Origin of the sequence: Brevibacterium paucivorans (assembly GCF_016907735.1) — a bacterium.
In the GTDB taxonomy this organism is placed as follows: Bacteria; Actinomycetota; Actinomycetes; order Actinomycetales; family Brevibacteriaceae; genus Brevibacterium; species Brevibacterium paucivorans.
The window spans coordinates 1,639,025-1,664,318 of the sequence record NZ_JAFBCP010000001.1; the positions used below are offsets into that span (position 1 = coordinate 1,639,025).

Genomic DNA, 25,294 nt, shown 5'->3' on the forward strand with positions numbered 1-25,294 from the left:
TCATGCCTCGGTTGGTTGGAATAACGGTGTTGCGGGTGTGCTCCAGCGAAGGTGGCGCAGACGTTTGGGTGAGAATGCCGAGATGTCGGTCTCAGTTGAGCTATCCAAAGCAAGGAGAGCGCCAAGTTCGCCGATAGCGGGGGCATACTTGAACCCTTGACCGCCAAACCCTGCCAGAACCGTGGTGTTCGGGTAGTTCTGTGCTGGACCGACGATGAATTGGCCGTCTGGTGTTCGTGCATTCATGCATGGATGCCCCGAAGTCTGTGCATCTGCGAGTTCTGGAATAGCTTGGGCGCATGCCTCGATCGCAGGGGCGATATCGGAGGGGCGGGCAGGTGTCCAGTTGTGTTCGACCTCGGTGAGCCACGGTTTTTGGGCGTTCTTTACGCCGATCTTGACTCCCTGGCCGTCAACGTCGGGAATTCCCCACAAGTTGATTTGGTGGCTGTCGCGGATAAAGAGCGGAAAGTGTTGTGGGCCGTAATCATGTGTACGATCGGCCGATGTGCGGAAGTGAACTGGGACAGTTCGTTGTACCCGAATCGGCATGTGTTCGTCTGGGAGGAGCTGTGTGCTCCATGCGCCCGCGGCTACGATGACGCGCCGGGCAGTTATGGTGTGGGTTGACGTGCTGATAACGCAGTGTGATTTCCGTGCAGTCAGAGAAGTGACGTGTGCGTCGGTTAACAATGTGGCGCCTGCACGCGTAGCAGATTCAACGGCGGCCCGAATGCTGTGCTCGGGATGAAGCACGCAGGCGTTCGGTTCAAACAGGCCGCAGTCGTCTGAAAAGAGCGCATGTTGAGGGAATCTCGCGCGTAATTCCTCGCGACTGAGTAACTCCACTTCTGCTCCGCCTGCGTGGGCAGCTCGTTGAGCGTCATTCAGAAAATCGCTATTGGCAGCACCGATGGTCAAGCCGCCAGTCTGAATGCGCAACTGTGAAGTGGATGACTTGTCGAGCTCGTCCCACAGCTCGAGTGCGCGACGTGCGAGAGGGACATAGTGGGACCCTTCGAATACAGTGCGTCGGAAAATTCGCGATCCTCCGTGAGAAGATCCCCTGTCATGGCCCGGTTCGAACCTTTCGATTCCAACGATGGAATCGTGCGGTGCTAAGCGAGTGATCTGCCACAGCGCCATGGATCCCATTGCACCAAGCCCTATTACGGCGATATCAAAATCAGTTGCGACCATGTATGGCCAAGGCCCTTCCTTTGTCTCGTGTCGTGTGAAAAACGATCGTGGTTTAACTTAGCTTAGGCTAACCTAACTCATTGAGAAGGGAAAGTGATCACTCGAGCGGAAGTCGAATGGTCGATATCGATTCCGCCGATTAGCATTGCGGGCGACGCGCGAGGGAATAAATCACAGCAGACAGCGTTGATTGAAGTATCAACTATGTGCGTGATGGAGGTGCCATGGAGTTCGGGCTGTTTTCGGTCAGTGATGTGACGCGTGATCCTGTTTCGGGAGAAACCCCAAGCGAAGGTGAGCGGATTCGTAGCCTGGTTCAGCAAGCGGTGTTTTCTGAAGAAGCCGGCTTCGACGTCTATGCGATCGGTGAGCACCACAATCCGCCGTTCGTGTCGTCAAGCCCAACCACGCTGTTGGCCACGATCGCTGCGAAGACAACGCGCCTGAAGGTGTCCACGTCGACAACCCTCATCACCACCAATGACCCGGTGAAAATCGCTGAAGATTACGCCATGCTCCAGCACTTGAGTGACGGGCGCATGGACCTCATGCTGGGGCGCGGAAACACGGCACCCGTATACCCGTGGTTCGGACAAGACATTCGCGAGGGGTTGCCGCTTGCGCTGGAAAACTACAACCTGCTCCACCGCTTGTGGCGTGAAGACGTGGTCGACTTTGAAGGTTCGTTCCACACGCCGCTGAACGGGTTCACCTCAACACCTCGGCCACTGCACGGCGTGCCACCGTTTGTGTGGCACGGGTCCATTCGCACGCCCGAAATCGCTGAGCAGGCCGCCTATTACGGCAACGGGTACTTCGCCAACCACATTTTCTGGCCGTCCGAACACTCGCAACGCCTGGTCAACTTCTACCGTCAACGATACGAACACTACGGACACGGCTCGGCAAAACAAGCCATCGTGGGGCTGGGAGGGCAAGCGTTCGTTGCGCGGAAGTCACAGGACGCGTGGAATCGCTTCCGACCGTACTTCAACGAAGCTCCCGTGTACGGGCACGGGCCATCGCTCGAAGAATTCGTCAACCAAACGCCCCTGAGTGTGGGAAGCCCGCAGGAAATAATCGAGAAGACTTTGACGTTCCAAGAAACGTTTGGAGACTACCAACGCCAAATGTTCCTCGTGGACCACGCGGGCATGCCCCACAGCATGGTCATGGAACAGATCGAACTACTGGGATCAGAAGTCCTGCCCGTTTTGCGGGCAGAGCTCGAGTCCCGCCGCGACCCGGAAGTCCCCGATGCCCCAACCCACGAAAGCCTGGTGCGGGCCCGCTACGGTGACAAACCACCTCGGGAGCCACGACCTCGGGCCAACCGAGGTGACAACGTCACCGGAGGTTCGCCATATCTCGATACTGAGCAGGAAGGATAGCCGCGATGCAGGACGCCACGGTGGTGGTGATCAACGCAGGAACCAGCGAAACATCGTCGACCGCGACGTTGCTTTCGCAGATCGCGAAGAGTGTTCACGGCGCGGAAGACAACGTCACGTGTACGTTCATCAACGTGCGCGACGTGGCCCAGGACGCGATGACTGTGCTGGTGAGCGGGCACAAGTCACCTGCGCTTAAGGAAATCGAGGCCACGTTGCTCGACGCCGACGCGCTCATCGTGGGTACGCCGGTGTTCAAAGCCGGCGCCAGTGCCGTTTTTATGGCGTTCTTCCAAGCGCTGGATAACGACCTGCTCATTGGCACCCCGGTTCTGCTGGCGGGCACGGCTGGAAGCCAACGCCACGCGCTGGTGGTCGACGACCAGATCCGCGGACTGTTCGCCTACTTGCGCACATACACGACACCTACCTCGGTGTTCGCGGCCCCAGAAGACTTCAACGACCCCAAACTGCGTACCCGGTGCGCACGGGCGGCAGGCGAGTTGCTGGCGCTCATCCGAGCTGACGTGCGCGGGGCCGCGCGGAACAATACGTGGGACCACTACCAGCATTCGTATGGTTCGGCCGGTGATACGGAGCTGTCGATCGACCTGGGCAGCGACCTCATGCGACTGGCCACCGGCAACGGGTACAGCGGGCAGTAGCGGGGGCGTGCGCTCTTAGTTGCCCGCCCCGGCAAACGCCATAGCGAACGTGAGCAGCTCAGCGTCCTTTCCAGGGTGGGCCACAATCTGTATCGACTGTGGGTACCCGGCACTGTCGGTGGTGTGCCACGGAACCACAACGGCCGGCCAACCCACAACGTTAAACGGCTGACTGTAATGCATGTATGCCCCGCGCACGCCAGGGTCCGAATCTGCTAGCTCCCACGTGGCGAGCGGCCCATCGACAGCGGGGGTGACAATGAAGTCGACGCTGGCGAACACCTCGGCGGCCTCATCTTGCAGACTGCGCACCTGGGTGAGACCCTGCTGGTACTCTTCTTCGCTGACGTCGAGGGCGTCTTTGAACTTCGCCAAGACCTGCGGCTGGTAGTCGTGGGCCTGCGTGTTCATGAGGTCGCGGTGAACCTGGGCTGACTCGAACTTGCGCACCACGTCGTAGATGTGGGCGGCGCGGGTGCAAAGTTCCTCGCCCGAGGTGGTGAGGTTGTGCGCGTCCGGCAGGTTCCCGGTGACGGCGCGGATGGTGCCGCGGGCGTCGACGAACCCGATCCGTGGCTGGTCCGGTGCCGGGGGTGCTTCACGTCCGGTGAGCGCGGAAAATACGCGAGCGACCGTGGCCGGCTCGCGGGCGAACAGACCTGCGGTGTCGAAGGTGGGGGAGAGCGGGAAGATGCCGTCGACGGGGAGTACTCCAAATGTGGGTTTGAAGCCGGTGACGTGACAGCACGCGGCGGGCACGCGCACGGACCCGGCGGTGTCGGTGCCCAGTGCGACGTCCACCACCCCAGCTCCCACCAACGCGGCCGAACCAGAGCTGGACCCGCCCGTACACAGGGCGGGGTCAACGGGGTTGATGACCCGGCCGAACGCGCTGGCGTCACCCAGGATCCCGTGCGAGAACTCTTGGCAGTTGGTCTTGGCAACTGCGACCGCGCCCAGTTCGGTGAGTTGGGAGACGATCGGCGCCGAGGTGGTCGCCGGTTGAGTGCCGGGAACCGTGACGTTCGAGCCCATGGAGGTGGGCACACCGGCGACGTCGATGACGTCCTTTACCGCGAACGTGAGCCCGGCCAGCGGGCCAGGCTGCTTTGTGTGGGCGTTGGTGCTCTGGCTGGTTTGTGGGTCTGTGGAAGGGTTCAGGAATGCGGTGACCGCGTTGAGTTCAGTTGCGCGGGTGGATAGTTCAGTGTTCACGATTCGTCCTTATCTGCCAGCGCACAGAACGCGGCTGCTATGAGGTTTGCGACTACAAGGTATCCTGCGACTGCAGCCCACGTTCCGAACTGAGCGTAAAGCAGGGTAGAAATCACCGGGGCAGGAGCCGATGAAATGAGTCCACCTACTTGATACGCCACAGAAGAACCGGTGTATCGCACTTTTGGTGGGAAGAGGTGCGCCACGAAGCCCGATGACGTTGCGTACACGATCGAGTGAGCAATTGGGAATGCGAGCATCATCGCCAGCATCGCACCCCACACGGTTCCGGTCGACATTGCGAGGAAAATGGGGTACGCAGCTAGCGCCGTAACGATATTGCCCACGACCATCATGGTTCGGCGCCCGTGGCGATCTGCAAAGGTGGCTACGGCTGGAATTGCGATAACGTCGGCGGCCGCTCCCACGGCGATGGCGAGGAGGACGTCGCCTCGGGACAAGTTAGTGTTAGCTGGTGCCCAGGACAAAAGGTACACGGTAGCAAGGTAGAACAACGTGTTAGATCCGACCAGGCAGAAGATTCCAATGAGCAAAGACTTCTTGGAAGTGCGAACGACTTCGAATACGGGAACCTCAGCTTCAGAACCCGTGTCTTTTACCTCAGCGAATTCGGGTGACTCTTCAAGTTTCATACGGATGAAAAGGCCGATTCCTACCAGAACTGCTGACAGCAGGAATGGGATTCGCCAACCCCACGCAAAGAACTGTTCGTCTGGCATGAGCTGCACGGTGAAAAACACCAAGCTCGAAAGTACTGACCCTGCGGGTACACCGGCTTGCGGCCAGCTTCCGTAGAACGCGCGTTTGTGCTTGGGTGCGTGCTCGACGGCCATGAGAATGGCCCCGCCCCACTCACCACCGACGGCAAAACCTTGAATAATGCGAAGCACAACCAACAGGATCGGTGCAGCGATGCCGATGGTTTCATAGTTTGGCAGCGCACCGATCAGGAAGGTGGAGGAGCCCATCATCAGAAGGGACAGCACCAGCATGCTCTTGCGGCTGAGGCGATCACCAAAGTGGCCAAAAATCAGTCCGCCCAAAGGTCGGGCGACGAAAGCAACACCAAACGTGGCAAGGGACGCGAGCTGTCCAGCTAGCGGATTGAGCGACGGGAAGAACTGGGTATTCAGTACCAGCACGGCGGCGGTGCCGAACAGAAAGTAGTCGTACCACTCAACGGTTGTTCCTATGAAGCTAGCGAACGCGACTTTTGCTGGATTGTCACCGGTCTTGCGGTCTGGGGGAGCAGTGGTGCCGGTTGGTGAGTGAGTCATTGTTCGTCCTTGAGTGTGTTTTCGGTCAGTGTGAATCAGCCCGAGGTGGTCAGGAGTTTTCGTTTAGACCGTGAGACGGGCATAAAACAGCGCGAGGCGGTTTCCCACCTCGCGCTAGGGGGTATGGAGTCAGCGGTAATTCGTGAACTGCAGGTCCACATCCAAGTCCTGGGACTTGAGCATGGCGATGACGGCCTGCAGGTCGTCGCGCTTCTTAGAGCTCACACGCAGTTCATCACCCTGAATCTGCGCCTTGACGCCTTTGGGGCCCTCTTCGCGAATGAGCTAGCGATCTTCTTGGCATTCTCCTGGTCGATGCCTTCTTTAATGGCAGCTTCCAGCCGGTATTCCTTACCGGACGCATACGGCTCGCCCGCGTCCAGTGACTTCAACGAGATGCCGCGACGTACCAACTTCGACTGGAACACATCCAAGACAGCCTTCACACGGTCTTCGCTGACTGCCTTCATCATGATCTTTTCGCCAGACCACTCAATCGAAGCGTCAGTGCCTTTGAAGTCGTAGCGTGAGTTGATTTCTTTCGCCGCCTGATTCAGCGCGTTGTCCGCTTCCTGCCGGTCAACCTTGCTCACAATGTCAAAACTCGAGTCGCTCGCCATGTTGTCTCCTCTTCAGCGTGATCAAACCACAGTGTAACCTGTCTCACCGTAGCGAACAGGTGCTGCAAATTTTGACGAAACTCTCAGGGTGATCTACGCTACTTGCACTTTTGAACAGAACGGAAACCTAATGAAACAACGCAAACGCCCTGTTGGGCTGCTGGTCTTCGCGGTGATCACCGCGATTGCGCTGGTCGCCGCCATGACGGTATCGATCCAGCGCGCCAGCGCATCAGATAACGTGCGCGCTAACCTCACCCTCATCGCACCGGCAGGTGCCGGCGGTGGATGGGATGGGTTCGTGCGTGAACAGCAACAGGCCATGCGCCAGGCAGGCCTGGTTGGAAACGTGCAAGTCGTCAACATCCCGGGAGCGGGAGGAACCATTGGCTTGGGGCGTTTCTCCACCATGCACGAACGATCCGACACCCTCCTTGCCACTGGCTCGGCCATGACGGGTGGAATCCTCATCAACAATTCCCCGGTTGGATACGACGACGTGGTGCCACTTGCCAAAATCGCTGAAGACTACGACGTGGTGATCGTTCCTGCGGACTCCCCGCTTGAAACCATTGACGATCTGCTCAACGAGTGGAAAGAAGACCCCAAGGGACACCCGTGGACCGGTGGGTCGGCAGGGTCCATGGACCACCTCGTGGTCGCCAACCTGGCCCAAGAAGCCGGACTGAAAGGATCCGAAACCACGTTCATCCCTAAGTCCGGTGGTGGTGAAGCAATTGCCGCGCTACTCAACGGCACCGCTGACTACGCGGCGACCGGGTACAACGAAGTAGCTGACCAGGTCGGAGCAGGCCGTGTGAAGGCATTGGGTGTGACCGGCCCTGAACGGATCGAAGGTGTTGACATTCCCACTATCTCGGAACAAGGCCACGACGTGGTTTTGGCGAACTGGCGCGGCATGTTGGCAGCCCCAGGAGTCAGCGACGAAGTTGCTAAACAACAACTGGAACTACTCAAGGAAATGCGCGACACCCCCGAATGGCAGGACGCTCTGAAACGCAACGCGTGGGCCGACGCGTGGGAAACCGGGGACGAGCTTGCGAAATTCCTCGAAGAAGACCAGAAGAAAACCGCTGAACTACTGAAGGAGCTGGGCCTGTGAGCGGATCACGCGCAGTTGACCCGGTTAAACCGGGCGAGGATGACCAGATCGAGATCCTGGGGTACGAAAACCTCAAGGACCGAGGTTGGTGGACCGGCCGTGCGGGACTAGTGATGCCCGCGCTCATGGCAGCAATTGCCACGTACATGTTGCTTGGCCAGTTTGCGATGAAAGTCCCGGAAAGTGTGGACCTCCCAGGACCACAGTTCTTCCCGTGGATCGTCATTATTGCCCTGTACGTGCTGGCCGCTGTGCTCGCGGTTGACATCATCCGCAAGCCACAGCTCCCTGAGCTCGCACCCGCAACCGAACCAGAAGACCTAGAAGAACGTGCCTGGTACACCGACTGGCGTGCCCTGGCCTGGGCCGTAGGCGGGCTGGTTCTGTTCATCGCACTAATCGTGCCAATCGGATGGATCATTTCAGCCGCCTTGATGTTCGTCATGGTGGCCCACGCGATCGGTTCACGACGCTGGCTCATGGACGTGCTAGTTGGGTTCTTCTTATCAAGTGTTATCTACCTGATTTTCGCAGTGCTCTTAAGCGTTGACCTGCCATCAGGACTGATTTTTGCAGGAGGCCGCTGATGGATGCCGTAAGTTCACTCATTGATGGGTTCGGTTCCGCACTCATCCCAATCAACCTGGTCTGGGTGCTGGTTGGATGTTTGCTGGGTACCGCGGTGGGAGTGCTCCCTGGTTTGGGTTCGTCAATGGCAGTGGCGCTGTTGTTGCCCATGACCTTTGCGCTCGAGCCCACCGGAGCTTTCATCATGTTTGCCGGTGTGTACTTTGGTGGGTTGTTCGGGGATTCGACCATGGCGATTCTCATGAACACGCCAGGGCAGTCCTCCGCGATCGCCTCAACGTTCGAAGGTCACAAGATGGCCACCTCGGGCCGGGCGCCGCAGGCGCTGGCGACCGCCGCGATTGGTGCGTTCATAGGTGGAATGATCGCCAGCGTCCTGGTGGTGTTCTTGGCACCGACCCTGGCAAACCTGTCCACGTACTTTGGCCCGGCCGAATACTTCGCGCTCGCCTTGTTCGCGTTTGTCGCAACGTCGTCGGTGGTCTCGGATTCGGTGGTCAAGGGGCTGGGCTCGCTGGCGTTGGGCCTGGCGATCGCGGTCGTGGGAATCGACTCTGTGTCCGGTGTTGAGCGGTTTACCGCTGGCGTGCCGGAGCTGTTTGACGGCATCTCGATTGTGACCGTGACCGTGGCTGTACTTGCCCTGGGTGAGATCCTGCGGGTTGCTGGCCGGGCCAGCCGTGAGCGAGACCAGTTCAAGGTGCTGGCTGCAGGGCGTCCGTTTTTGTCCCGCGCCGAGGTGCGTCAGGCTTTGCCTGCATGGTTGCGCGGTACTGCGATCGGGTTGCCGTTCGGTGTCGTGCCCGTGGGTGGTTCCGAGGTGCCGACGTTCATGGCGTATGGGCTGGAGCGCAGGATTGATAAGAAGTCTGGGCGCAACCAGTTTGGTAAGGGTGCGATCCAAGGTTTGGCTGCTCCCGAGGCGGCAGGTAACGCGACCACGGGTATGGCCATGGCGTCGCTGTTGGCTTTAGGGTTGCCGGTCACCGGAACCGCGGCGATTCTGTTGGCGGCTTTTAAACAGTATGGTCTGCAACCTGGGCCGTTGCTGTTTGACCGCTCACCTGAACTGGTGTGGGGTCTGCTGGCAAGCTTCTTCATCGCCATGGTGGTGTTGCTGGTTCTCAATCTGCCGTTTGCCCCACTGTGGGCGAAACTGTTGCTGATCCCTAAGCCGTACCTATACGCGGGCATCACCATGTTCTGTGTGCTGGGTATTTGGGCGACGTCGAACTCGGTGTTCGACCTGGCCATGCTGTTGGGCATTGGGATCATCGGTTGGATGATGCGACGCTTTGGCATGCCCATTGCGCCACTGATGATCGGAATGGTGTTGGGGCCGTTAGCGGAAACGAACCTGCGTGACGCTCTGCTCAGCTCGAACGGTGACGTGTCTGTCCTGTTCGGATCCAGCATCACGATCGTGCTGTACGTGGTTCTAGCCCTAGTCGTTGGAGCCGCCATTTACAGCCGAGTTCGCAAGAAGGGGACGTTCGAAGAACACCCGGAAACCACCTCGGCGTAGGTAGGGGAGTGGGGCACCTGGGTGCGGATTTTTAGTTTGGTGAAACTTCCGCTAATATTGCTCAGGTGCTTCACGCACTCCTGGCAGGTTGCCCGAGCGGCCAAAGGGAGCTGACTGTAAATCAGCCGGCATTGCCTTCATAGGTTCGAATCCTATACCTGCCACAGGAAACAGGGGCCCGATCAGACTTAAAACTGGTCGGGCCTCTTGGCATTCATGCACAAAATTTGAGACCGAAAAGTGAGCGACCCTGTTTTCTCATAGATTGAGAGCCTAAGTCGAATCCAAAAGGGGTAGCCATGTTAGACGACGCAATCGATGAACTCTATAGCAAGGTTCTCAAACGCAACCCGGCTGAACCGGAATTCCACCAGGCGGTAAAAGAAGTTCTCGCCAGCCTTCGAGCTATGGGCGACCGCCACCCCGAATACGCTGACGCGCGCATCGTCAGCCAGATGTGCGAACCGGAACGCCAAATCATCTTCCGCGTCCCCTGGATCGACGACAACGGCGTCATCCAAATCAACCGCGGATTCCGCGTCGAGTTCAACTCCGCCTTGGGGCCATACAAGGGCGGTCTGCGTTTCCACCCGTCGGTCAACTTGGGAATCATCAAGTTCCTGGGCTTCGAACAGATCTTCAAGAACTCGCTGACCGGCCTGCCCATCGGTGGCGGTAAGGGAGGCTCCGACTTCGACCCACACGGCAAATCCGATGACGAAGTCATGCGTTTCTGCCAGTCATTCATGACCGAGCTCTACCGGTATATCGGCGAATACACCGACGTCCCTGCAGGTGACATCGGTGTGGGCTCACGCGAAATCGGGTATCTCTTTGGCCAGTACAAGCGCATCACCAACCGGTACGAATCCGGCGTGCTCACCGGAAAGGGCCTGACCTGGGGCGGCTCCTTGGTGCGCACCGAAGCCACCGGATACGGTGCAGCCATCTTCGCCAACGAAATGCTCAAGTCCAAGAACTCCAGCCTGGACGGAACCACTGTAGCCGTCTCCGGAGCCGGAAACGTCGCCATCTACGCGATCGAAAAAGTCCACCAGCTAGGCGGGAAAGTCGTGACCGCCTCCGACTCATCCGGGTACGTGTACGACAAACAGGGCATCGACCTCGACCTCCTAAAAGACATCAAACTCAACCGGCGCGGACGCATCGGCGAGTATGTGGAGACCCGCACTTCGGCTCGGTTCGTTCCCAACAACTGCCCGTGGGACGTGCCCGTGGACGTGGCCCTGCCATGCGCCACCCAGAACGAACTCCTGGGCTCCGACGCAAAGAAACTCATCAAGAACGGCGTGCAAGCGGTAGCAGAAGGCGCGAACATGCCCTGCAACGAAGAAGCCGTCGAAGCGTTCCAGAACTCGGACGTCCTCTACGGCCCAGGTAAGGCCGCGAACGCAGGTGGGGTTGCCACCTCGGCGTTGGAAATGCAACAAAACGCGCAACGCGACTCCTGGACCTTCGACTACACCGAAGACCGCCTCACCCAAATCATGCAGAACGTCCACCGTCGTTGCCTTGAGACCGCTGAAGAATATGGACACCCCGGCGACTACGTCATGGGTGCAAACATCGCAGGATTCCGTAAAGTAGCAGATGCCATGCTTGCATTCGGAGTTGTGTGATGTTTTCTGACTATCTGCGTGAACGTGAAATCGATGAAGTTCCCGGCCGAGGTGTCAAACCCTGGGTGATCGCCCACCGCGGGTATTCGGGGGCGGCGCCTGAGAACACTATGGCAGCCGTGGATGCTGCCCGGCTGATCGGGTGCGATTTCATTGAGGTCGATCTTCACGTCACCGCAGATGGTGTGCCCGTTGTGGTGCACGACCCCACGTTGCAACGCACCACCGACATTCAAGGCACCATCGCGCACATGAGCTACGACCGAATCTCGCTGGCAGACGCGGGATACGGTCGCGGTCTGGGGTACGCCGGCCAGCGCATCCCACGTTTGGACGCCATGCTGAAGAACGTTGCGGAAATGGGCGGTCGGATGCTGTTGGAACTCAAAGGCGAATGGAGCCCGGGCGCGGTGGCCCGGGTTGGGCAAGAAATTGCCGAGGTGGGAATGGCTGACCGTGTCATCCTCCAGAGTTTCAACGTGCGTTCAGTAGAAGTGTGCCGGGATATTGCTCCGCACGTGCCGCGTGGGCTGTTGCGCCTGATTCCGCGTGAAGAGGACATGGGGATTGCCCAGCGGCTTGAAGTTGTCGCGGTGAACCCGTCGATTCGTGGGTTCCACGCGCGCCGGGATTTCGTTGAAGAAGTGCTGGGCCGTGACCTGGCCGTTTTTGTCTACACCAGTGACACCCCGCGCGACTGGGAGAAGCTCGTGGGTGCCGGTGTCACAGGGATCATCACTAACCAGCCGGGGCGCCTCCAGGGCTTCTTGGCCGCAAAGTACGACATCGCGCATTCATAAGGGGGCGCTCCCTCGCATGTCATAAGGGGTGCGCTCGCATGTCATAAGGAGGCGCGCCCGCCCATTTCACATGGGGATACCCTCGCGCACGGATCTTCACACCTGCCTAATATGACTGCCAACGCATAGGTTGTTTCGAAGGAGAAAACGTGGCACACAAAGCAGACGTGTTGGTGACGAACGTTGCACTGTTCGACGGGGAAACGTTTAAAGACGGAACCTACGACGTGCGCGTCGAGAATGGGCGTTTCAGTGCTGTTGAACCCGCGGGAACGCTTGCGAAACGCGAGTCAGAAACAGTTGTGGACGCAACGGGCCACACCATGACCCCAGGAATCATCGACTGCCACATTCACTCGCTCGTCAACAATGCGGGGTCGCTCGAAGGGTTCACTGAACCGTTCTCCCTCCAGTTCTACCGAGGTGTCGAAAACTTGCGTGTGACGCTCGAGGCGGGTGTCACCTCGGCCAGAGACGCCGGCGGAGCCGACGCTGGTGTGCGCGAAGCCTTGGAACGCGGGCTAGTCCGTGGGCCGCGACTCAAAGTGGCCGTCACCATCATGAGTCAGACCGCTGGGCACGGCGACGGAATGCTGCCCTCAGGTGCGTGTACACCCATGCTGATGGCCCACCCCGGGCGCCCGTCCGGTGTGGCCGACGGCGTCGCTGGTGTGCAGGTGAAAACGCGTGAGCTGATCCGCGCGGGTGCTGACCACATCAAAATCTGTTCAACCGGGGGAGTGCTGTCTGCAGCCGACGACCCGCGCCACTCACAGTTCACGGTGGACGAAATCTCCACGATCGTTGCAGAAGCCACCGCGCAGGGACGCCGGGTCATGTCGCACGCGCAGGGGACCGCAGGCATCAAGAATGCGGTGCTGGCTGGGGTCGCGTCGATCGAACACGGCATCTACTTGGACGACGAAACCATTGATCTGATGCTTGAACGCGACTGCGTTTTGGTTCCCACGTTGCAGGCTCCGCTGGCGGTGATTCGCGCAGCTGAGTCTGGTGTGCCGATTCCTGAGGCTATGGTCGAGAAAGCGCGCCGAGTGGCGGAGCGTCACCGCGAATCCGTTGCTATGGCTCACCAAGCGGGTGTGCGGATCGCCATGGGAACCGACGCCGGGGTAGGCGTTCACGGGCAGAACTTGGAGGAGCTGGAACTCATGGCCGGTGTGGGGATGAGCACCGCCGAGGTGTTGCGCGCCTCCACGGTCAACGGCGCGGACTTGATGGGTGATGACTCGGTGGGGCGGGTGCGTGTGGGTAACCACGGTGACTTTGTGCTGTTTGAGGGAAGTTTGGAAGAGCGCGGTGTTGGACAGTTGCGCACTGTTGATACACGTGTCTTCCAAGGTGGCGTGGCTGTTTAGAACGTGGCATTTTCGCTGTGCGAGGTGATGCGAATACGGGGCTGTGAAAGTACGTCCCCAAATTTTGCATCACCCCGCGCGGGTGTGTATAGTTTTCTTTCGTTGCCCCAATAGCTCAGTCGGCAGAGCGTTTCCATGGTAAGGAAAAGGTCAAGGGTTCGATTCCCTTTTGGGGCTCTCGTGCGAATTACGATTCGTGCCTATGGCGGGGTAGCTCAGCTGGTTAGAGCGCACGACTCATAATCGTGAGGTCGCGGGATCGAGTCCCGCTCCCGCTACCACATAAACAAGGTCAGCTCGAAAGCGAGCTGACCTTGTTTTGTTTCGTCCAAACGCGTCGAACTCCCACTTGCGCTAGTGTGAAACCATCCCCAACACTAAGGACTGAGCATGATCGCTACTCTTCTTGCCGTCGACATCCCCCTCATCATATTCATCGGGATAGTAGTCCTTCTAGCGCTCGGATTTATTGTGGGAGTTTGTTTCCTCTTTTTTGTTCTCCCCGGCAAATCTGAAGCCAGGCGTCGACGCGAACGGCGTGAAAACCGTCGTCGCATGCTCGCTGAGTTCGTGTTTGACATCCTTGACCGCAGGTAGTCGAACGCGTCACCCCTCGAGGACCAACCAACCTGACCTCCGAGAGGCAAAACGATAGGCTTAAGTTATGTCAGTGAATACAGACCTCCAAGGGTCCAGCTACCAGTTGGAAAACCCGGTTGAAGTGGGCCAAGAAAAGATCGCAGAGTTCGCGCGCGCAGTCGGCGCCACCCACCCCTCGCACTTCGACGCTCAAGCCGCGAAAGACCTCGGCTACAGCGCCCAGGTAGCCCCACCCACCTTCCCGGTGACGATCGCGCAGCGAGCGGAGGCTCTTTACATCGGGTCAGAAGAGGCGGATATTGACTTTTCGCGTGTTGTTCACGGTCAAGAGCAGTTCACGTACACCCGCCCGGTTGTTGCAGGTGACCTGCTGAACGCGGAGTGCTTTGTCGACGGAATCCGGGAAGCCGGTGGTCACGCAATGATCACCACTCGCACGGAACTCACCGACGCACGCACGGACGAACCAGTTGTGACCGTGGCGTCCACGATCGTTGTACGAGGAGGCGAGGATGCCTAACATCACCCCAAACGTCCAGGTTGAGGCTGCTTCGGCAAGCACGCTGGAAGTGGGCCAGGAAGTGCTCACTGCGACCGTTGAACTTTCCCGCGCTGACCTGGTGAAATACGCTGGCGCGTCCGGTGACTTCAACACGATCCACTGGAACGAACGCTTCGCAAAAGAAGTGGGGTTGGACAACGTGATTGCACACGGCATGCTCACCATGGCCACCGCTATCACACCTCTGACCGACTGGCTGGGCGACCCGGGCGCCATCCTGGACTACCGCACCCGCTTCACCAACCCAGTAGTGGTCCCTGACGCAAAATCCGGCAGCCCCGAACAGCCAACGGTGACTCTCACCTCGGCCATTCGCGTGGGCGCAGTCGACGCCGAAGCTGGCACTGCGCGTTTTGACGTGGATGTCAAAGTAGACGACACCGCTGTTCTGGGCCGTACGCAGGTGAAGGCTCGAATCAAGTGAACCTGTCTGAACTGACCACGTTGCGGGTGGGAGGTCCGGCGCCACGGCTGACCACGGTCACCACCCGCGAGCAACTCATTCAGTTCTGTTCTGATCATCCTTTGGCGCCTGGCTCGGAACCCGTTTTGTTCATTGCTGGCGGGTCAAACCTGCTGATCAGCGACGACGGATTCGCCGGTCCCGTGTGCCTTATTCGTACCCAGGGCATCACTGAAACCCCTGGTGAGAACGAGCGTGTGCGTGTGCGCGCCCAGGCTGGGGTCACGTGGGACGAATTCGTGAAGCACACGGTTGATTCTGGGCTCAGCGGGCTAGAGGCTCTGTCTGGGATTCCCGGGTCTGTGGGTGCCACACCCGTGCAGAATGTGGGGGCTTACGGCGCCGAGGTCGCAGAACTGATCTGTTCCGTCACCCTTTTCGACAGGTTCGAAGGCGAGGTACGTGAGTGCGCACCGGACGAACTGGAGTTTGGGTACCGCACGAGTCTGCTGAAGACTACGGCAGCCCAGTTGGGGCAGCCACGCTACATCGTCCTCGACGTCGAATTTGAACTCGAGCGGGCCGTGGAGTCCGCTCCGGTCCGATACGGGCAATTGGCGTCAGCTTTGGGTGTGGAGATCGGTGAACGTGCCCCGCTGGCTGGGGTGCGCGAAGCGGTGCTGCAGTTGCGCGCCTCAAAAGGCATGGTGCTCGACGCCCAAGACCACGACACGTGGTCGGCCGGGTCGTTCTTCACCAACCCCATCCTGCCCGCCAACCCCGAACCCGGTGACCCGCACGTGCCTGAAGGTGCACCCACCTACCCAGTCCGTAACCCCACCACAGGTGAGGTGGACGAAAAAGTGGTGAAGACCTCGGCAGCGTGGCTCATTGACCACGCGGGATTCGACAAAGGATTCGCGCTCAACGACCGCGCATCCCTGTCCACTAAGCACACGCTTGCGCTGACTAACCGCGGTCAGGCGAAGGCGGAGGACATTGTGGAGCTCGCGCGGCACATCCGCGACGGAGTGGCCCAGACTTACGGCATCACGATGCACCCGGAACCGAACTTCGTGGGCTGCCAGATTTAGGGGTTGCGCTTGGTTGTGAGGGCCTGTGGCAGTGCTTACTGGCCCTGGCCGGTCACGCGCGCTTCCCATGCGTCGATGTCGGCGTGTGCGCGGGTGACGATGTGGCGGGGTGCCGTGGAAATGGTGAACGAGTCGCGTGCCAGTTGCGCCAACTCCGAGGTGGTAAACCCCATCCGGTGCGCGATCGCGTACTGTTCGGTGATGCGCGGGCCAAAGATCAGTGGGTCGTCGGCGCCCAGCGCCACCTTCGCGCCTGCGCGTACCAACGTGCGAAGCGGGACGTCCTCGGCAGTGGGATACACCCCTAACGACGCATTCGAGGACGGGCAGACTTCCAAACCCACACCTCGGGAAACCAGGGCGTCTAATAACTGTGGGTCTTCTGCTGCGCGGACTCCGTGCCCCAAGCGGGTGGGGTTCAGGGCGGTTAGTGTGGTGCGGATGTGATCCGGGCCCAGGAGTTCGCCACCGTGCGGAAATGAGGCAAGGCCAGCATTGCGGGCGATCTCAAAAGCACGGGCGAAAGAGGCGGTGTCGCCGGAACGTTCGTCATTGGACAGGCCAAAACCAACAACAGAGCCGGGTCCTTTACCTGCGTGTCGGGCGGCCAACCGGGCCAGCGTGCGGGCGTCCAGCGGGTGTTTCATGCGCGAGGCGGCGACGATGATCGCCACCCCAAAGGTGTCATCCGACTGGTTGCAGGCTTCGTCGAGGACGACCTCGAGGGCGGGCGTGATGCCACCCATTTTGCCCGCGTAGCCCGTGGGGTCCACCTGGAGTTCGAGCCAGCGGACACCTTCGGCCCTGTCTAGGGCGGCGGCATTTGCCACGACTGCGCGCAAAGCGTCTTCACCTTGCACGACCGTGCGGGCCGAGTCGTAGAGGCGCTGGAAGCGGAACCATCCGCGCCGGTCAGGCGAGAGGCGCATAGGGTCGTGGCGCATGAGGACCCGGGGGAGGCGCACATTGCGGGCCTGAGCCATCTCCTGGAGTTTCGCTACCGTCAGGGAACCTGTGAAGTGCAAGTGCAGGTGGGCTTTGGGAAGCTGGTTCAGCTGTTCGGTAGTGACGGGTGCCAGATCATTCACCATGGCCCCAGTGTAGGCGGTTGGGTGTCGTGGGAGCGGGCCGGTTCGACGAAACGGCGGTAAACCATGTAAGCTTTCAGTTCGGTAGATTCACTCGGTGTGTATCGGGTGGGTTTCTCAGCCGCACAAGGCTTAGGGGTGTGGCGCAATTGGTAGCGCAACGGTCTCCAAAACCGTAGGTTGCAGGTTCGAGTCCTGTCACCCCTGCTCAGGAAAGCAAATCGACTACATCAGTGAGGACGCGTGGCAGAATCAGGCAAAGGCTCCGAAGCCGTAGACCACAAGCGTCGCGGTTTCTTCGGTACGATCGCTCGTTTTTTTGCGGAAGTCATGTCGGAGCTGAAGAAGGTCGTTACTCCAACCCGCAAAGAACTGATCAACATGTTTGGTGTAGTTCTGGGCTTCGTCGTTGTGATGATCGTGATCGTCTTGACAGTTGACTTCGTCTTCGGCAAGCTCATTGGCTTCGCGTTCGCACGTACGCCTATCTGGCCGCTGTGGTAAGCGACTGCGACTGCCACACCACCCTAAGTAACTCATAAAAGGAGAAACGTTGTCGGAGAACATCTCGGAAGCTGACGAGACCGCACAGGCCGCGGAAGCGACGGAAGTTGCCGAGACCGCGCAGGATGTCGAAGCTCAGGCACCTGCGGACAGCGTCACGGAAACCACCGCTGACGAGACCAACGCTGATGACACCTCGGACGCGGACAGTGCTGACGTCAGCAACGCTGATGACACCTCGGACGCCCGCGAGGAATTCCTGCGAGAACTTCGCATGAAAGAAGGCGACTGGTACGTCATCCACTCCTACGCGGGATACGAAAACCGCGTAAAGGTGAACCTGGAGAACCGTACCGTCAGCCTGGACATGGAGGACTACATCTTCGAAGTCCAGGTCCCCATGGAAGAAGTCGTTGAGGTCAAGAACGCTCAGCGCAAGACCGTGCGTCGCGTGCGTATCCCCGGATACGTGCTGGTGCGCATGGAACTCACGGATGAGTCATGGGGTGTCGTTCGCCACACGCCAGGAGTTACTGGATTCGTGGGCAACGCGTACGACCCGATCCCGCTGACCATGGACGAAGTCGTTTCCATGCTTGCGCCGGTTATTGAAGAACACGAAGCTGAGCGTGCGGCTGAAGAAGGCGAAGCTCAGAAGGTTGCTGAGGCTGCGAGTGGTTCCGAGATCGTTGTCGAGTTTGAGGTCGGCGAAACGGTCATGGTTAAGGAAGGTTCCTTCGAAGGCCACCCTGCAACCATTCAGGAAATTCGCCCCGAACAGCAGAAGCTCACGGTACTGCTTTCGATCTTCGAGCGCGATGTCCCAGTTGAGTTGGGCTTCGGACAGGTTTCGAAGATCTAACCAAAGTTTGCGCTGTTTTAAGCGCCGAGGTCGTGCAACTGTGAGTTGCACGACTTCAGTTTCCATTCCCGCGTGATACGTGGAATAATGTTGGAGTTTGATTGTGAGGACTATCGGATTCTCGCAATCACACCTTCACGTCAGAAGGCGTGAAGACAGTCAAGATTAAGGACCACAATGCCTCCCAAGAAGAAGGTAACCGGTCTGATCAAGCTGCAGATCCAGGCAGGTGCTGCTAACCCGGCTCCTCCAGTTGGTCCAGCTTTGGGTCAGCACGGTGTCAACATCATGGAGTTCTGCAAGGCGTACAACGCTGCGACAGAAAACATGCGTGGAAACATCGTTCCGGTTGAAATTACTGTTTACGAAGACCGTTCGTTCACGTTCATTACCAAGACTCCTCCTGCAGCTCAGCTCATTAAGAAGGCTGCTGGTCTGAAGTCCGGTTCGGCAACTCCTCACACGGTTAAGGTGGGTCACCTCACTAAGGACCAGGTGCGTGAAATCGCTGAAACCAAGATGCCTGACCTCAACGCGAACGACATTGAAGCAGCATCGAAGATCGTTGCTGGTACTGCACGTTCCATGGGTATCACCACGGACGTAGAAGTCTAAGAAGTTTATTTAGTGGTAGGGCCAGCGCGGCCCAGACCACAACTGCAAGGAGATAGCAGATGGCAAAGCGCTCAAAGGCCTACTTGGCCGCAGCCGAAAAGATTCAGGCTGAAACATACTACGAGCCAGCGCAGGCAGTTGCGTTGGCAAAGGAAACCTCGGTTGCAAAGTTCGACGCAACCGTCGAAGTTGCTCTGCGCTTGGGTGTTGACCCACGTAAGGCAGACCAGATGGTGCGAGGCACCGTCAACCTCCCGAACGGAACTGGTAAGACTGCTAAGGTCCTGGTATTCGCTGCTGGTGACCGTGCGGAAGCTGCCCGTGAAGCAGGTGCCGACTACGTTGGCTCCGATGACCTGCTTGAAAAGGTAGCCGGTGGTTGGACTGACTTCGACGCTGCTGTTGCAACCCCCGACATGATGGGTAAGGTCGGTCGTCTGGGTAAGGTTCTGGGTCCTCGTGGCCTCATGCCTAACCCTAAGACCGGTACCGTGACCATGGATGTTGCTAAGGCAGTGTCCGACATTAAGGGCGGTAAGATCGAGTTCCGCGTGGACAAGCACGCGAACTTGCACTTCATCATTGGAAAGGTGTCCTTCACCGAAGAGCAGTTGCAGCAGAACTTCAAGGCTGCAATGGACGAGGTTCTTCGTTTGAAGCCTTCGTCTTCGAAGGGGCGTTACATCACCAAGGCAACCGTGACCACTACTAACGGTCCTGGTGTCCCGATCGACACTGGTGAACTGCGCGCATAAGACGCTTATTTAAGAGTGCCCCGAACCTGTTTTGGTTCGGGGCACTTTTGTGTTTTGGGGTGGGAAGTAAGTATGAGTGAAGTCATGGGCCGCCCGAGGTGTGGGATACGTTGTGTGGCCTGCCAAGTCCAACCCCGCCACAGCATCAGCGATTGACGTTCATGCAACGTTAAGGTTCGCAACGAACTGGGTTCACGGTGCCCTGAAATATTAGGGGTGACTACGTACACCTTCTCGACACTGAGGACACATCATGCACCGCTCTTCACGTCTCAGCGCAGCAGTTCTCGCTACTGCACTCGTCGGCACGCTGATCCCCGCCGTAACAGCGTTCGGAACGCCCGCCTCGGCCCACGCTACGGTCGCCGCAGACCGCGGCACCGCCGACGTCCGCGTCTTCCAAGACAGCAACCACGACAAGAAGTACGACGACGGTGAGCAACCTCTCCAGCCCACGTACCTCAACAAGACCCTGACCTTGAAGAACAAGGCTACCGACAAGTGGTATGTCATCAGCCCGGCCAATTTAAAGAAGTTCGGTCTACCTGCAGGCGAGTACACGCTTTACGTGGAAATGAACAGCACGTTCGGCCACTACGCGATCGTTGACACCGCCACCGGCAAGCGCCTGCCAGACACCAACCTAAAGTTGAACGTCCCAGCGACCCGAATCGGAGACAAAGGACAGGAAATCACGAACGGTGTGACAGCAGGTTACGGCCGCCACAGCTACACCGACATCAAGCTGGAGGCCGGCAAGCCTCTTGACTTGTCGTACGCAGCGACCTCGATTGGCGCAAACGTTTCGGCCGTTGAAACGAAGGACGGCGCCGAGGTCGCAGCCCCTGACGCTGCTTCGGTGACTTTCAAAGACGGAAGCTCGACTGTCAAGTCTTCCAATGTGGATGGTCTTTACTGGGCTGGTAAGGGCGATGCGACATGGGACAAACACCTTTTTGCCAGCGGCAAGGTAACCGCACGCATTTCACCAAAGGTCAATTACACGATCGACAAAGTCGAGGTACGTTTCCATCAGGAAGAAAAAGCTCCTTTTAACACCGAGAAGCTTAGCGATCCGTTGAACGTCACAGCTGACCCGGCCAACCACACCTACACCGTCAATTCGCCTGACGCTGGAGAAGCGTGGGGGAACTTCGAATACAAAGCGTTCCTCAAGCCGGTTGAAGTTGGTAAAGCAACGGTTCGCCTGTTCGGTGACGAAAACGTCGACAACAAGTACTCAGGTCCTGAAGAGAAGGTCAGCAGTAGCTACATCAACCTCAAAGATGAAAACGGCCGCTGGTTCAAGCTAACCCCGGACGCACTGAAAGAGCAGGGGCTCCCTGCTGGTAAGTACACCGCGTACGTTCGCAACGCAAGCGTCGCTGACGGATTCGGTGTGGTCGTCGACAGTAAGACCGGAAACCGCATGGAAACCGTGCGCCTGGACGAGTCACACGACGCAACGTACGTTGACGAAAGCACAGGCGAAACTCTGCCAACAGCGACCGACAAAGGACGCTTCGTCAAGACTTCTTTCGCCGTGGCACCCGACAAAGACACCGTTGTCGACATGGCTGCGACCCGCATCGATGCGAGCGCCAAAGTAACGGTTGACGGTGAAGCGCTCGACTCCAAGGTGTACTTCAAGGACGGAGACGCTCGCCTGGAAAGCTTCGTTTCGAAGACCTCCACCACAACCGAGCACCTCGCCTCTGACGACGCGGACAAAAAGACACGCCACTTCTTCTCCGACGAATGGGTGACTGTTGGTGTGGAAAACATCGACGGACACAAGGTAAAGAGCGTGACCGTGGGCGGAATTGCCGGCGGTAAGACCGTTGAAGCAGAAAAGGTTTCTGACACCGAATACCGCGTCAAGCGTTCCGTGCTTGGCGATGACTTTGGTCGTTTGAAGTTCGACGTGCAGCTCGAAAAGGTTGTTCCCACGGGTAAGGTGAACTTCCGCCTGTTCGGTGACGAAAATCTCAACAACACGTTTGAAGAGGACACTGACAAGCTCGAAAGCCGTTACGTCAACCTGGTTGATGAGCAGGGTAACTGGTACAAGGTGATGCCAGAGGCCTTGGCGCAGCAGGGGTTGCCTGCTGGTAAGTACACGGTTTACATGCGTGATGCTTCCGTGGCTGACGGTTTTGGTGTGGTTGTTGATTCGGACGGTAAGCGTTTGCCATTCGCTGAGTTGAAGGGCAAGAAGGACGCTACCTACATTGATGCGAAGACCGGTGAAAAGGCTGAGACAACCACTGATGAAGGACGTTTCGTTACGACCGAGATTGAAATCAAGGAAAACGAGACGGTTGAAGCTAACTTCGCCTCAACTCGCATTGACGCGACAGCAAAGGTGACCGCTGACGGCGAAGCAGTTGACTCGAAGGTGTACTTCAAGGACGGCGAACAGCGCCTTGAGACCTACAAGTCTGACTCAGTTGGTTACGTTGCCTCCGATGACGCTGGTGCTAAGACACGCCACTTCTTCTCTGAAGAATGGGTCACTGTTGGGGTGGAAGAGATTGACGGTTACACAGTCAAGGGTGTGACTGTACGTGGCTTTGGCGGTGGTAAGACCGTTGAAGCAGAAAAGGTTTCTGACACCGAATACCGGATCAAGCGTTCCGTGCTTGGCGATGACTTTGGTCGTTTGAAGTTCGACGTGCAGCTCGAAAAGGTTGTTCCCACGGGTAAGGTGAACTTCCGCCTATATGGTGATGAGAACCTCAACAACTCGTTCGACGAAGACACTGACAAGCTCGAAAGCCGTTACGTCAACCTGGTTGATGAGCAGGGTAACTGGTACAAGGTGATGCCAGAGGCCTTGGCGCAGCAGGGCTTGCCTGCCGGTAAGTACACCGTGTACATGCGTGACACATCCGTTGCTGATGGCTTTGGTGTGGTTGTTGATTCGGACGGTAAGCGTTTGCCATTCGCTGAGTTGAAGGGCAAGAAGGACGCTACCTACATTGATGCGAAGACCGGTGAAAAGGCTGAGACAACCACTGATGAAGGACGTTTCGTTACGACCGAGATTGAAATCAAGGAAAACGAGACGGTTGAAGCTAACTTCGCCTCAACTCGCATTGACGCGACAGCAAAGGTGACCGCTGACGGCGAAGCAGTTGACTCGAAGGTGTACTTCAAGGACGGCGAACAGCGCCTTGAGACCTACAAGTCTGACTCAGTTGGTTACGTTGCCTCCGATGACGCTGGTGCTAAGACACGCCACTTCTTCTCTGAAGAATGGGTCACTTTTGGGGTGGAAGAGATTGACGGTTACACAGTCAAGGGTGTGACTGTACGTGGCTTTGGCGGTGGTAAGACCGTGGAAGCAGAAAAGGTTTCCGACACCGAATACCGGATCAAGCGTTCCGAAATGGGCGATGACTTCGGCCGTTTCGAATTCGACGTACAACTCGAAAAGACCTCTGAGGAACCGACGCCGGAGCCAACTCCTGAACCGACTGAGGAGCCTACGCCGGACCCGACCGAGGAGCCGACTCCTGAACCGACGGATGATCCGACTGAGGAGCCTACGCCGGACCCGACCGAGGAGCCGACTCCTGAACCGACGGATGATCCGACTGAGGAGCCTACGCCGGAACCGACGGATGATCCGACTGAAGAGCCGACACCGGAGCCGACTGAAGATCCTACGGAAGAACCAACTCCAGAACCAACGGATGACCCGACTGAGGAGCCAACTCCAGAGCCGACGCCGGAGCCGACGGAGGAGCCGACTGAGGAACCGACGGAGGAGCCAACTCCTGAACCGACAGAAGACCCTACGGTTGAGCCAACACCTGAGTCGAACGGAAAGGTTAACTTCCGTCTGTTCCGCGATGAGAACTTGGACAACAAGTACTCGGGTGACGCGGAAGAGGTCCACGACGGTTACGTCAATCTGGTTGATGAGCAGGGCAACTGGTACAAGGTGATGCCAGAGGCCTTGGCGAAGCACGGTTTGCCTGCAGGCAACTACACCGTGTACATGCGTGATGGTGGACTTGAACAGGGTAACGGTATTGCAGTAGACGCCCAAGGTAACCGTCTGCCGTTCACCAAGCTGGAAGATCAGAAGGAAGCCACCTTTATCGACGTTGACACCGGTGAGAAGAGCAAGACAGAAACTGATACCGGTACGTTCGTTGTCGCTGACATCACTGTGAAAGCAAATGAAACCACTGAGGCTAACTTCGCTACGACACAGATTGATGCGTCGGCCAAGGTGAACAAAGACGAAGTAGAAAGCGTGTACTTCAGGGACAGTGACCAACGTCTAGAAGCCTATGAATCTGAATCTGGCGGTTTTATGGCTTCCGACGATGCGGAAGCTAAGAAGCGTCACTTCTTCTCCGGCGACAAGGTCACGCTTGGCGTCAACGTGAAGGAAGGCCGAAAGGTCACGAAGGTCGAAGTTAAACCTTCCGCGACCAACGGTGGTGACACCATCGTGCTCTTCGATGAGGCGTCAGGCGGAGCGAATGCTGGCGTGGAAGCAGTCGCGCCTGGTGCAGGACTGAGCGTGGGTATGGCCACTCAGGTGCGGTTGGCTACTGTAAACGCAGGCATCGTGCCAGTATCGAGTGTGGCAGCGGCAAACGCTGGCGCTCAGGAGTTCAGTGTTGACCGTTCAGCAATGGGAGACGACTTTGGTCGCTTCGAATTTGTGGTGACGACGGCGCCTGCAGACGACCCAACACCAGAACCGACCGAGGACCCAACCGACGCTCCTTCGGAACAGCCGACTGAGGAACCGACCGAAGAGCCATCCGAACAGCCAACCGAGGCTCCTTCGGAACAGCCGGGTGAGGAACCTTCGGACGCTCCTTCGGAAGAGCCGGGTGAGGAACCTTCGGACGCTCCTTCGGAAGAGCCGGGTGAGGAACCTTCGGACGCTCCTTCGGAAGAGCCGGGTGAGGAACCTTCGGACGCTCCTTCGGAAGAGCCGGGTGAGGAACCTTCGGACGCTCCTTCGGAAGAGCCGGGTGAGGAACCTTCGGACGCTCCTTCGGAACAGCCGGGTGAGGAGCCATCGGACGCTCCTTCGGAAGAGCCAGGCGAGGAACCGACCGACGCTCCTTCAGAAGGTGGTAACGACGAAACACCTGGCGATGACGGTGACAACGGTGAAAGCGACGGTGGCGACACTGACGCTGGAGACGAGGAAGCTGAAAACGAAGGCGACTCCTCTGACAACGGTAGCGACAACAAGGGTAGTGACAGCTCCAAGGACAACAGTCCATTGCCACGCACGGGTGTCAACGTGGGCGTGAGCCTCGCAGTTGGTGTCGCGCTGGTGGCTCTGGGTGCGGGACTGGTGTTCCGTCGCCGCAAGAACTAGCAGCAACGCTC

General features: G+C 58.3%; 21 protein-coding genes, 4 tRNA genes and 1 pseudogene. 21 read left to right on the top strand and 5 right to left on the bottom strand.

The annotated features are described in order from the left end of the window. Complete coding sequence (gene solA / locus JOE56_RS07575) at window positions 1–1,200, bottom strand: N-methyl-L-tryptophan oxidase (protein ID WP_102238516.1); 1,200 nt, start codon at window positions 1,198–1,200, stop codon at window positions 1–3. A 224-nt stretch (window positions 1,201–1,424) separates the two neighbouring features. On the opposite strand from solA, the gene JOE56_RS07580 reads away from it, so the two are divergent. Continuing rightward, window positions 1,425–2,591: an LLM class flavin-dependent oxidoreductase gene (locus JOE56_RS07580; protein ID WP_102238517.1), complete on the top strand. Its 1,167-nt coding sequence runs from the start codon at window positions 1,425–1,427 to the stop codon at window positions 2,589–2,591. 5 nt (window positions 2,592–2,596) lie between these two features. After that, entirely contained in the window at window positions 2,597–3,256 is a 660-nt protein-coding gene (locus JOE56_RS07585) for an NAD(P)H-dependent oxidoreductase (RefSeq protein ID WP_102238518.1), read from the top strand. Between the two features lie 15 nt (window positions 3,257–3,271). On the opposite strand, the gene JOE56_RS11645 is transcribed toward JOE56_RS07585, so the two are convergent. From JOE56_RS11645 to JOE56_RS07600, 3 genes and pseudogenes are all read right to left on the bottom strand, one after another. Next, window positions 3,272–4,471: an amidase family protein gene (locus JOE56_RS11645; RefSeq protein WP_204515517.1), complete on the bottom strand. Its 1,200-nt coding sequence runs from the start codon at window positions 4,469–4,471 to the stop codon at window positions 3,272–3,274. Then, a complete protein-coding gene (locus tag JOE56_RS07595) occupies window positions 4,468–5,769 on the bottom strand; it encodes an MFS transporter (RefSeq protein WP_102238520.1) in 1,302 nt (433 codons plus the stop codon). The genes JOE56_RS11645 and JOE56_RS07595 overlap by 4 nt, the downstream gene beginning before the upstream one ends. A 129-nt stretch (window positions 5,770–5,898) precedes the next feature. Next, window positions 5,899–6,389, bottom strand: a pseudogene (locus JOE56_RS07600) (YajQ family cyclic di-GMP-binding protein). 130 nt (window positions 6,390–6,519) lie between these two features. Here JOE56_RS07600 and JOE56_RS07605 point away from each other — a divergent pair. The 13 genes from JOE56_RS07605 to JOE56_RS07665 all read left to right on the top strand — a co-directional run bounded on the left by JOE56_RS07605 (window position 6,520) and on the right by JOE56_RS07665 (window position 16,100). After that, window positions 6,520–7,512, top strand: a complete 993-nt coding sequence (locus JOE56_RS07605; protein WP_239530401.1) for a Bug family tripartite tricarboxylate transporter substrate binding protein — start codon at window positions 6,520–6,522, stop codon at window positions 7,510–7,512. Continuing rightward, a complete protein-coding gene (locus JOE56_RS07610) occupies window positions 7,509–8,099 on the top strand; it encodes a tripartite tricarboxylate transporter TctB family protein (protein ID WP_204515519.1) in 591 nt (196 codons plus the stop codon). Before JOE56_RS07605 ends, JOE56_RS07610 begins: the two co-directional genes overlap by 4 nt. After that, entirely contained in the window at window positions 8,099–9,625 is a 1,527-nt protein-coding gene (locus JOE56_RS07615) for a tripartite tricarboxylate transporter permease (RefSeq protein ID WP_204515520.1), read from the top strand. Before JOE56_RS07610 ends, JOE56_RS07615 begins: the two co-directional genes overlap by 1 nt. 82 nt (window positions 9,626–9,707) lie before the next feature. Next, a tRNA-Tyr gene (locus JOE56_RS07620) sits at window positions 9,708–9,789 on the top strand. A 135-nt stretch (window positions 9,790–9,924) separates the two neighbouring features. Further along, window positions 9,925–11,265, top strand: a complete 1,341-nt coding sequence (gene gdhA, locus JOE56_RS07625) for an NADP-specific glutamate dehydrogenase (protein ID WP_204515521.1) — start codon at window positions 9,925–9,927, stop codon at window positions 11,263–11,265. Beyond that, window positions 11,265–12,065, top strand: coding sequence for a glycerophosphodiester phosphodiesterase (locus JOE56_RS07630; protein ID WP_204516105.1), 801 nt, complete (start codon window positions 11,265–11,267; stop codon window positions 12,063–12,065). The genes gdhA and JOE56_RS07630 overlap by 1 nt, the downstream gene beginning before the upstream one ends. A 149-nt stretch (window positions 12,066–12,214) precedes the next feature. Further along, window positions 12,215–13,441, top strand: coding sequence for an amidohydrolase family protein (locus JOE56_RS07635; protein WP_204515522.1), 1,227 nt, complete (start codon window positions 12,215–12,217; stop codon window positions 13,439–13,441). A gap of 104 nt (window positions 13,442–13,545) precedes the next feature. Continuing rightward, window positions 13,546–13,618: transfer RNA gene (locus JOE56_RS07640), tRNA-Thr, on the top strand. 27 nt (window positions 13,619–13,645) lie between these two features. Then, window positions 13,646–13,722 (top strand) — tRNA-Met (locus JOE56_RS07645). 109 nt (window positions 13,723–13,831) lie between these two features. Then, window positions 13,832–14,038, top strand: coding sequence for a hypothetical protein (locus JOE56_RS07650; RefSeq protein WP_204515523.1), 207 nt, complete (start codon window positions 13,832–13,834; stop codon window positions 14,036–14,038). Window positions 14,039–14,105: 67 nt separating this feature from the next. Next, window positions 14,106–14,561 carry an FAS1-like dehydratase domain-containing protein gene (locus JOE56_RS07655; protein ID WP_204515524.1) on the top strand — a complete coding sequence of 152 codons (456 nt, stop codon included), beginning with the start codon at window positions 14,106–14,108 and terminating at the stop codon, window positions 14,559–14,561. Further along, on the top strand, window positions 14,554–15,027 hold the full coding sequence (locus JOE56_RS07660; RefSeq protein WP_204515525.1) for a MaoC/PaaZ C-terminal domain-containing protein: 474 nt from the start codon (window positions 14,554–14,556) through the stop codon (window positions 15,025–15,027). Before JOE56_RS07655 ends, JOE56_RS07660 begins: the two co-directional genes overlap by 8 nt. Next, complete coding sequence (locus JOE56_RS07665; RefSeq protein WP_204515526.1) at window positions 15,024–16,100, top strand: UDP-N-acetylmuramate dehydrogenase; 1,077 nt, start codon at window positions 15,024–15,026, stop codon at window positions 16,098–16,100. The genes JOE56_RS07660 and JOE56_RS07665 overlap by 4 nt, the downstream gene beginning before the upstream one ends. A gap of 35 nt (window positions 16,101–16,135) precedes the next feature. Here the strand turns inward: JOE56_RS07665 and JOE56_RS07670 are convergent, their stop codons facing one another. Continuing rightward, window positions 16,136–17,191, bottom strand: a complete 1,056-nt coding sequence (locus JOE56_RS07670) for an adenosine deaminase (protein WP_204515527.1) — start codon at window positions 17,189–17,191, stop codon at window positions 16,136–16,138. 131 nt (window positions 17,192–17,322) lie between these two features. Here JOE56_RS07670 and JOE56_RS07675 point away from each other — a divergent pair. The 6 genes from JOE56_RS07675 to JOE56_RS07700 all read left to right on the top strand — a co-directional run bounded on the left by JOE56_RS07675 (window position 17,323) and on the right by JOE56_RS07700 (window position 25,283). Further along, window positions 17,323–17,395, top strand: a tRNA-Trp gene (locus tag JOE56_RS07675). Window positions 17,396–17,431: 36 nt separating this feature from the next. After that, the gene (gene secE, locus JOE56_RS07680; protein WP_204515528.1) at window positions 17,432–17,692 is read left to right on the top strand and encodes a preprotein translocase subunit SecE; all 261 of its coding nucleotides are present in this window, start codon (window positions 17,432–17,434) and stop codon (window positions 17,690–17,692) included. A 49-nt stretch (window positions 17,693–17,741) separates the two neighbouring features. After that, window positions 17,742–18,554 carry a transcription termination/antitermination protein NusG gene (gene nusG, locus JOE56_RS07685; protein WP_204515529.1) on the top strand — a complete coding sequence of 271 codons (813 nt, stop codon included), beginning with the start codon at window positions 17,742–17,744 and terminating at the stop codon, window positions 18,552–18,554. A gap of 177 nt (window positions 18,555–18,731) precedes the next feature. Next, window positions 18,732–19,169, top strand: coding sequence for a 50S ribosomal protein L11 (rplK, locus tag JOE56_RS07690; protein WP_005885886.1), 438 nt, complete (start codon window positions 18,732–18,734; stop codon window positions 19,167–19,169). Window positions 19,170–19,228: 59 nt separating this feature from the next. Then, window positions 19,229–19,924: a 50S ribosomal protein L1 gene (gene rplA / locus JOE56_RS07695; protein ID WP_102238536.1), complete on the top strand. Its 696-nt coding sequence runs from the start codon at window positions 19,229–19,231 to the stop codon at window positions 19,922–19,924. Between the two features lie 253 nt (window positions 19,925–20,177). Further along, the gene (locus tag JOE56_RS07700) at window positions 20,178–25,283 is read left to right on the top strand and encodes an LPXTG cell wall anchor domain-containing protein (protein ID WP_204515530.1); all 5,106 of its coding nucleotides are present in this window, start codon (window positions 20,178–20,180) and stop codon (window positions 25,281–25,283) included. The last annotated feature ends 11 nt before the right edge of the window (window positions 25,284–25,294 follow it).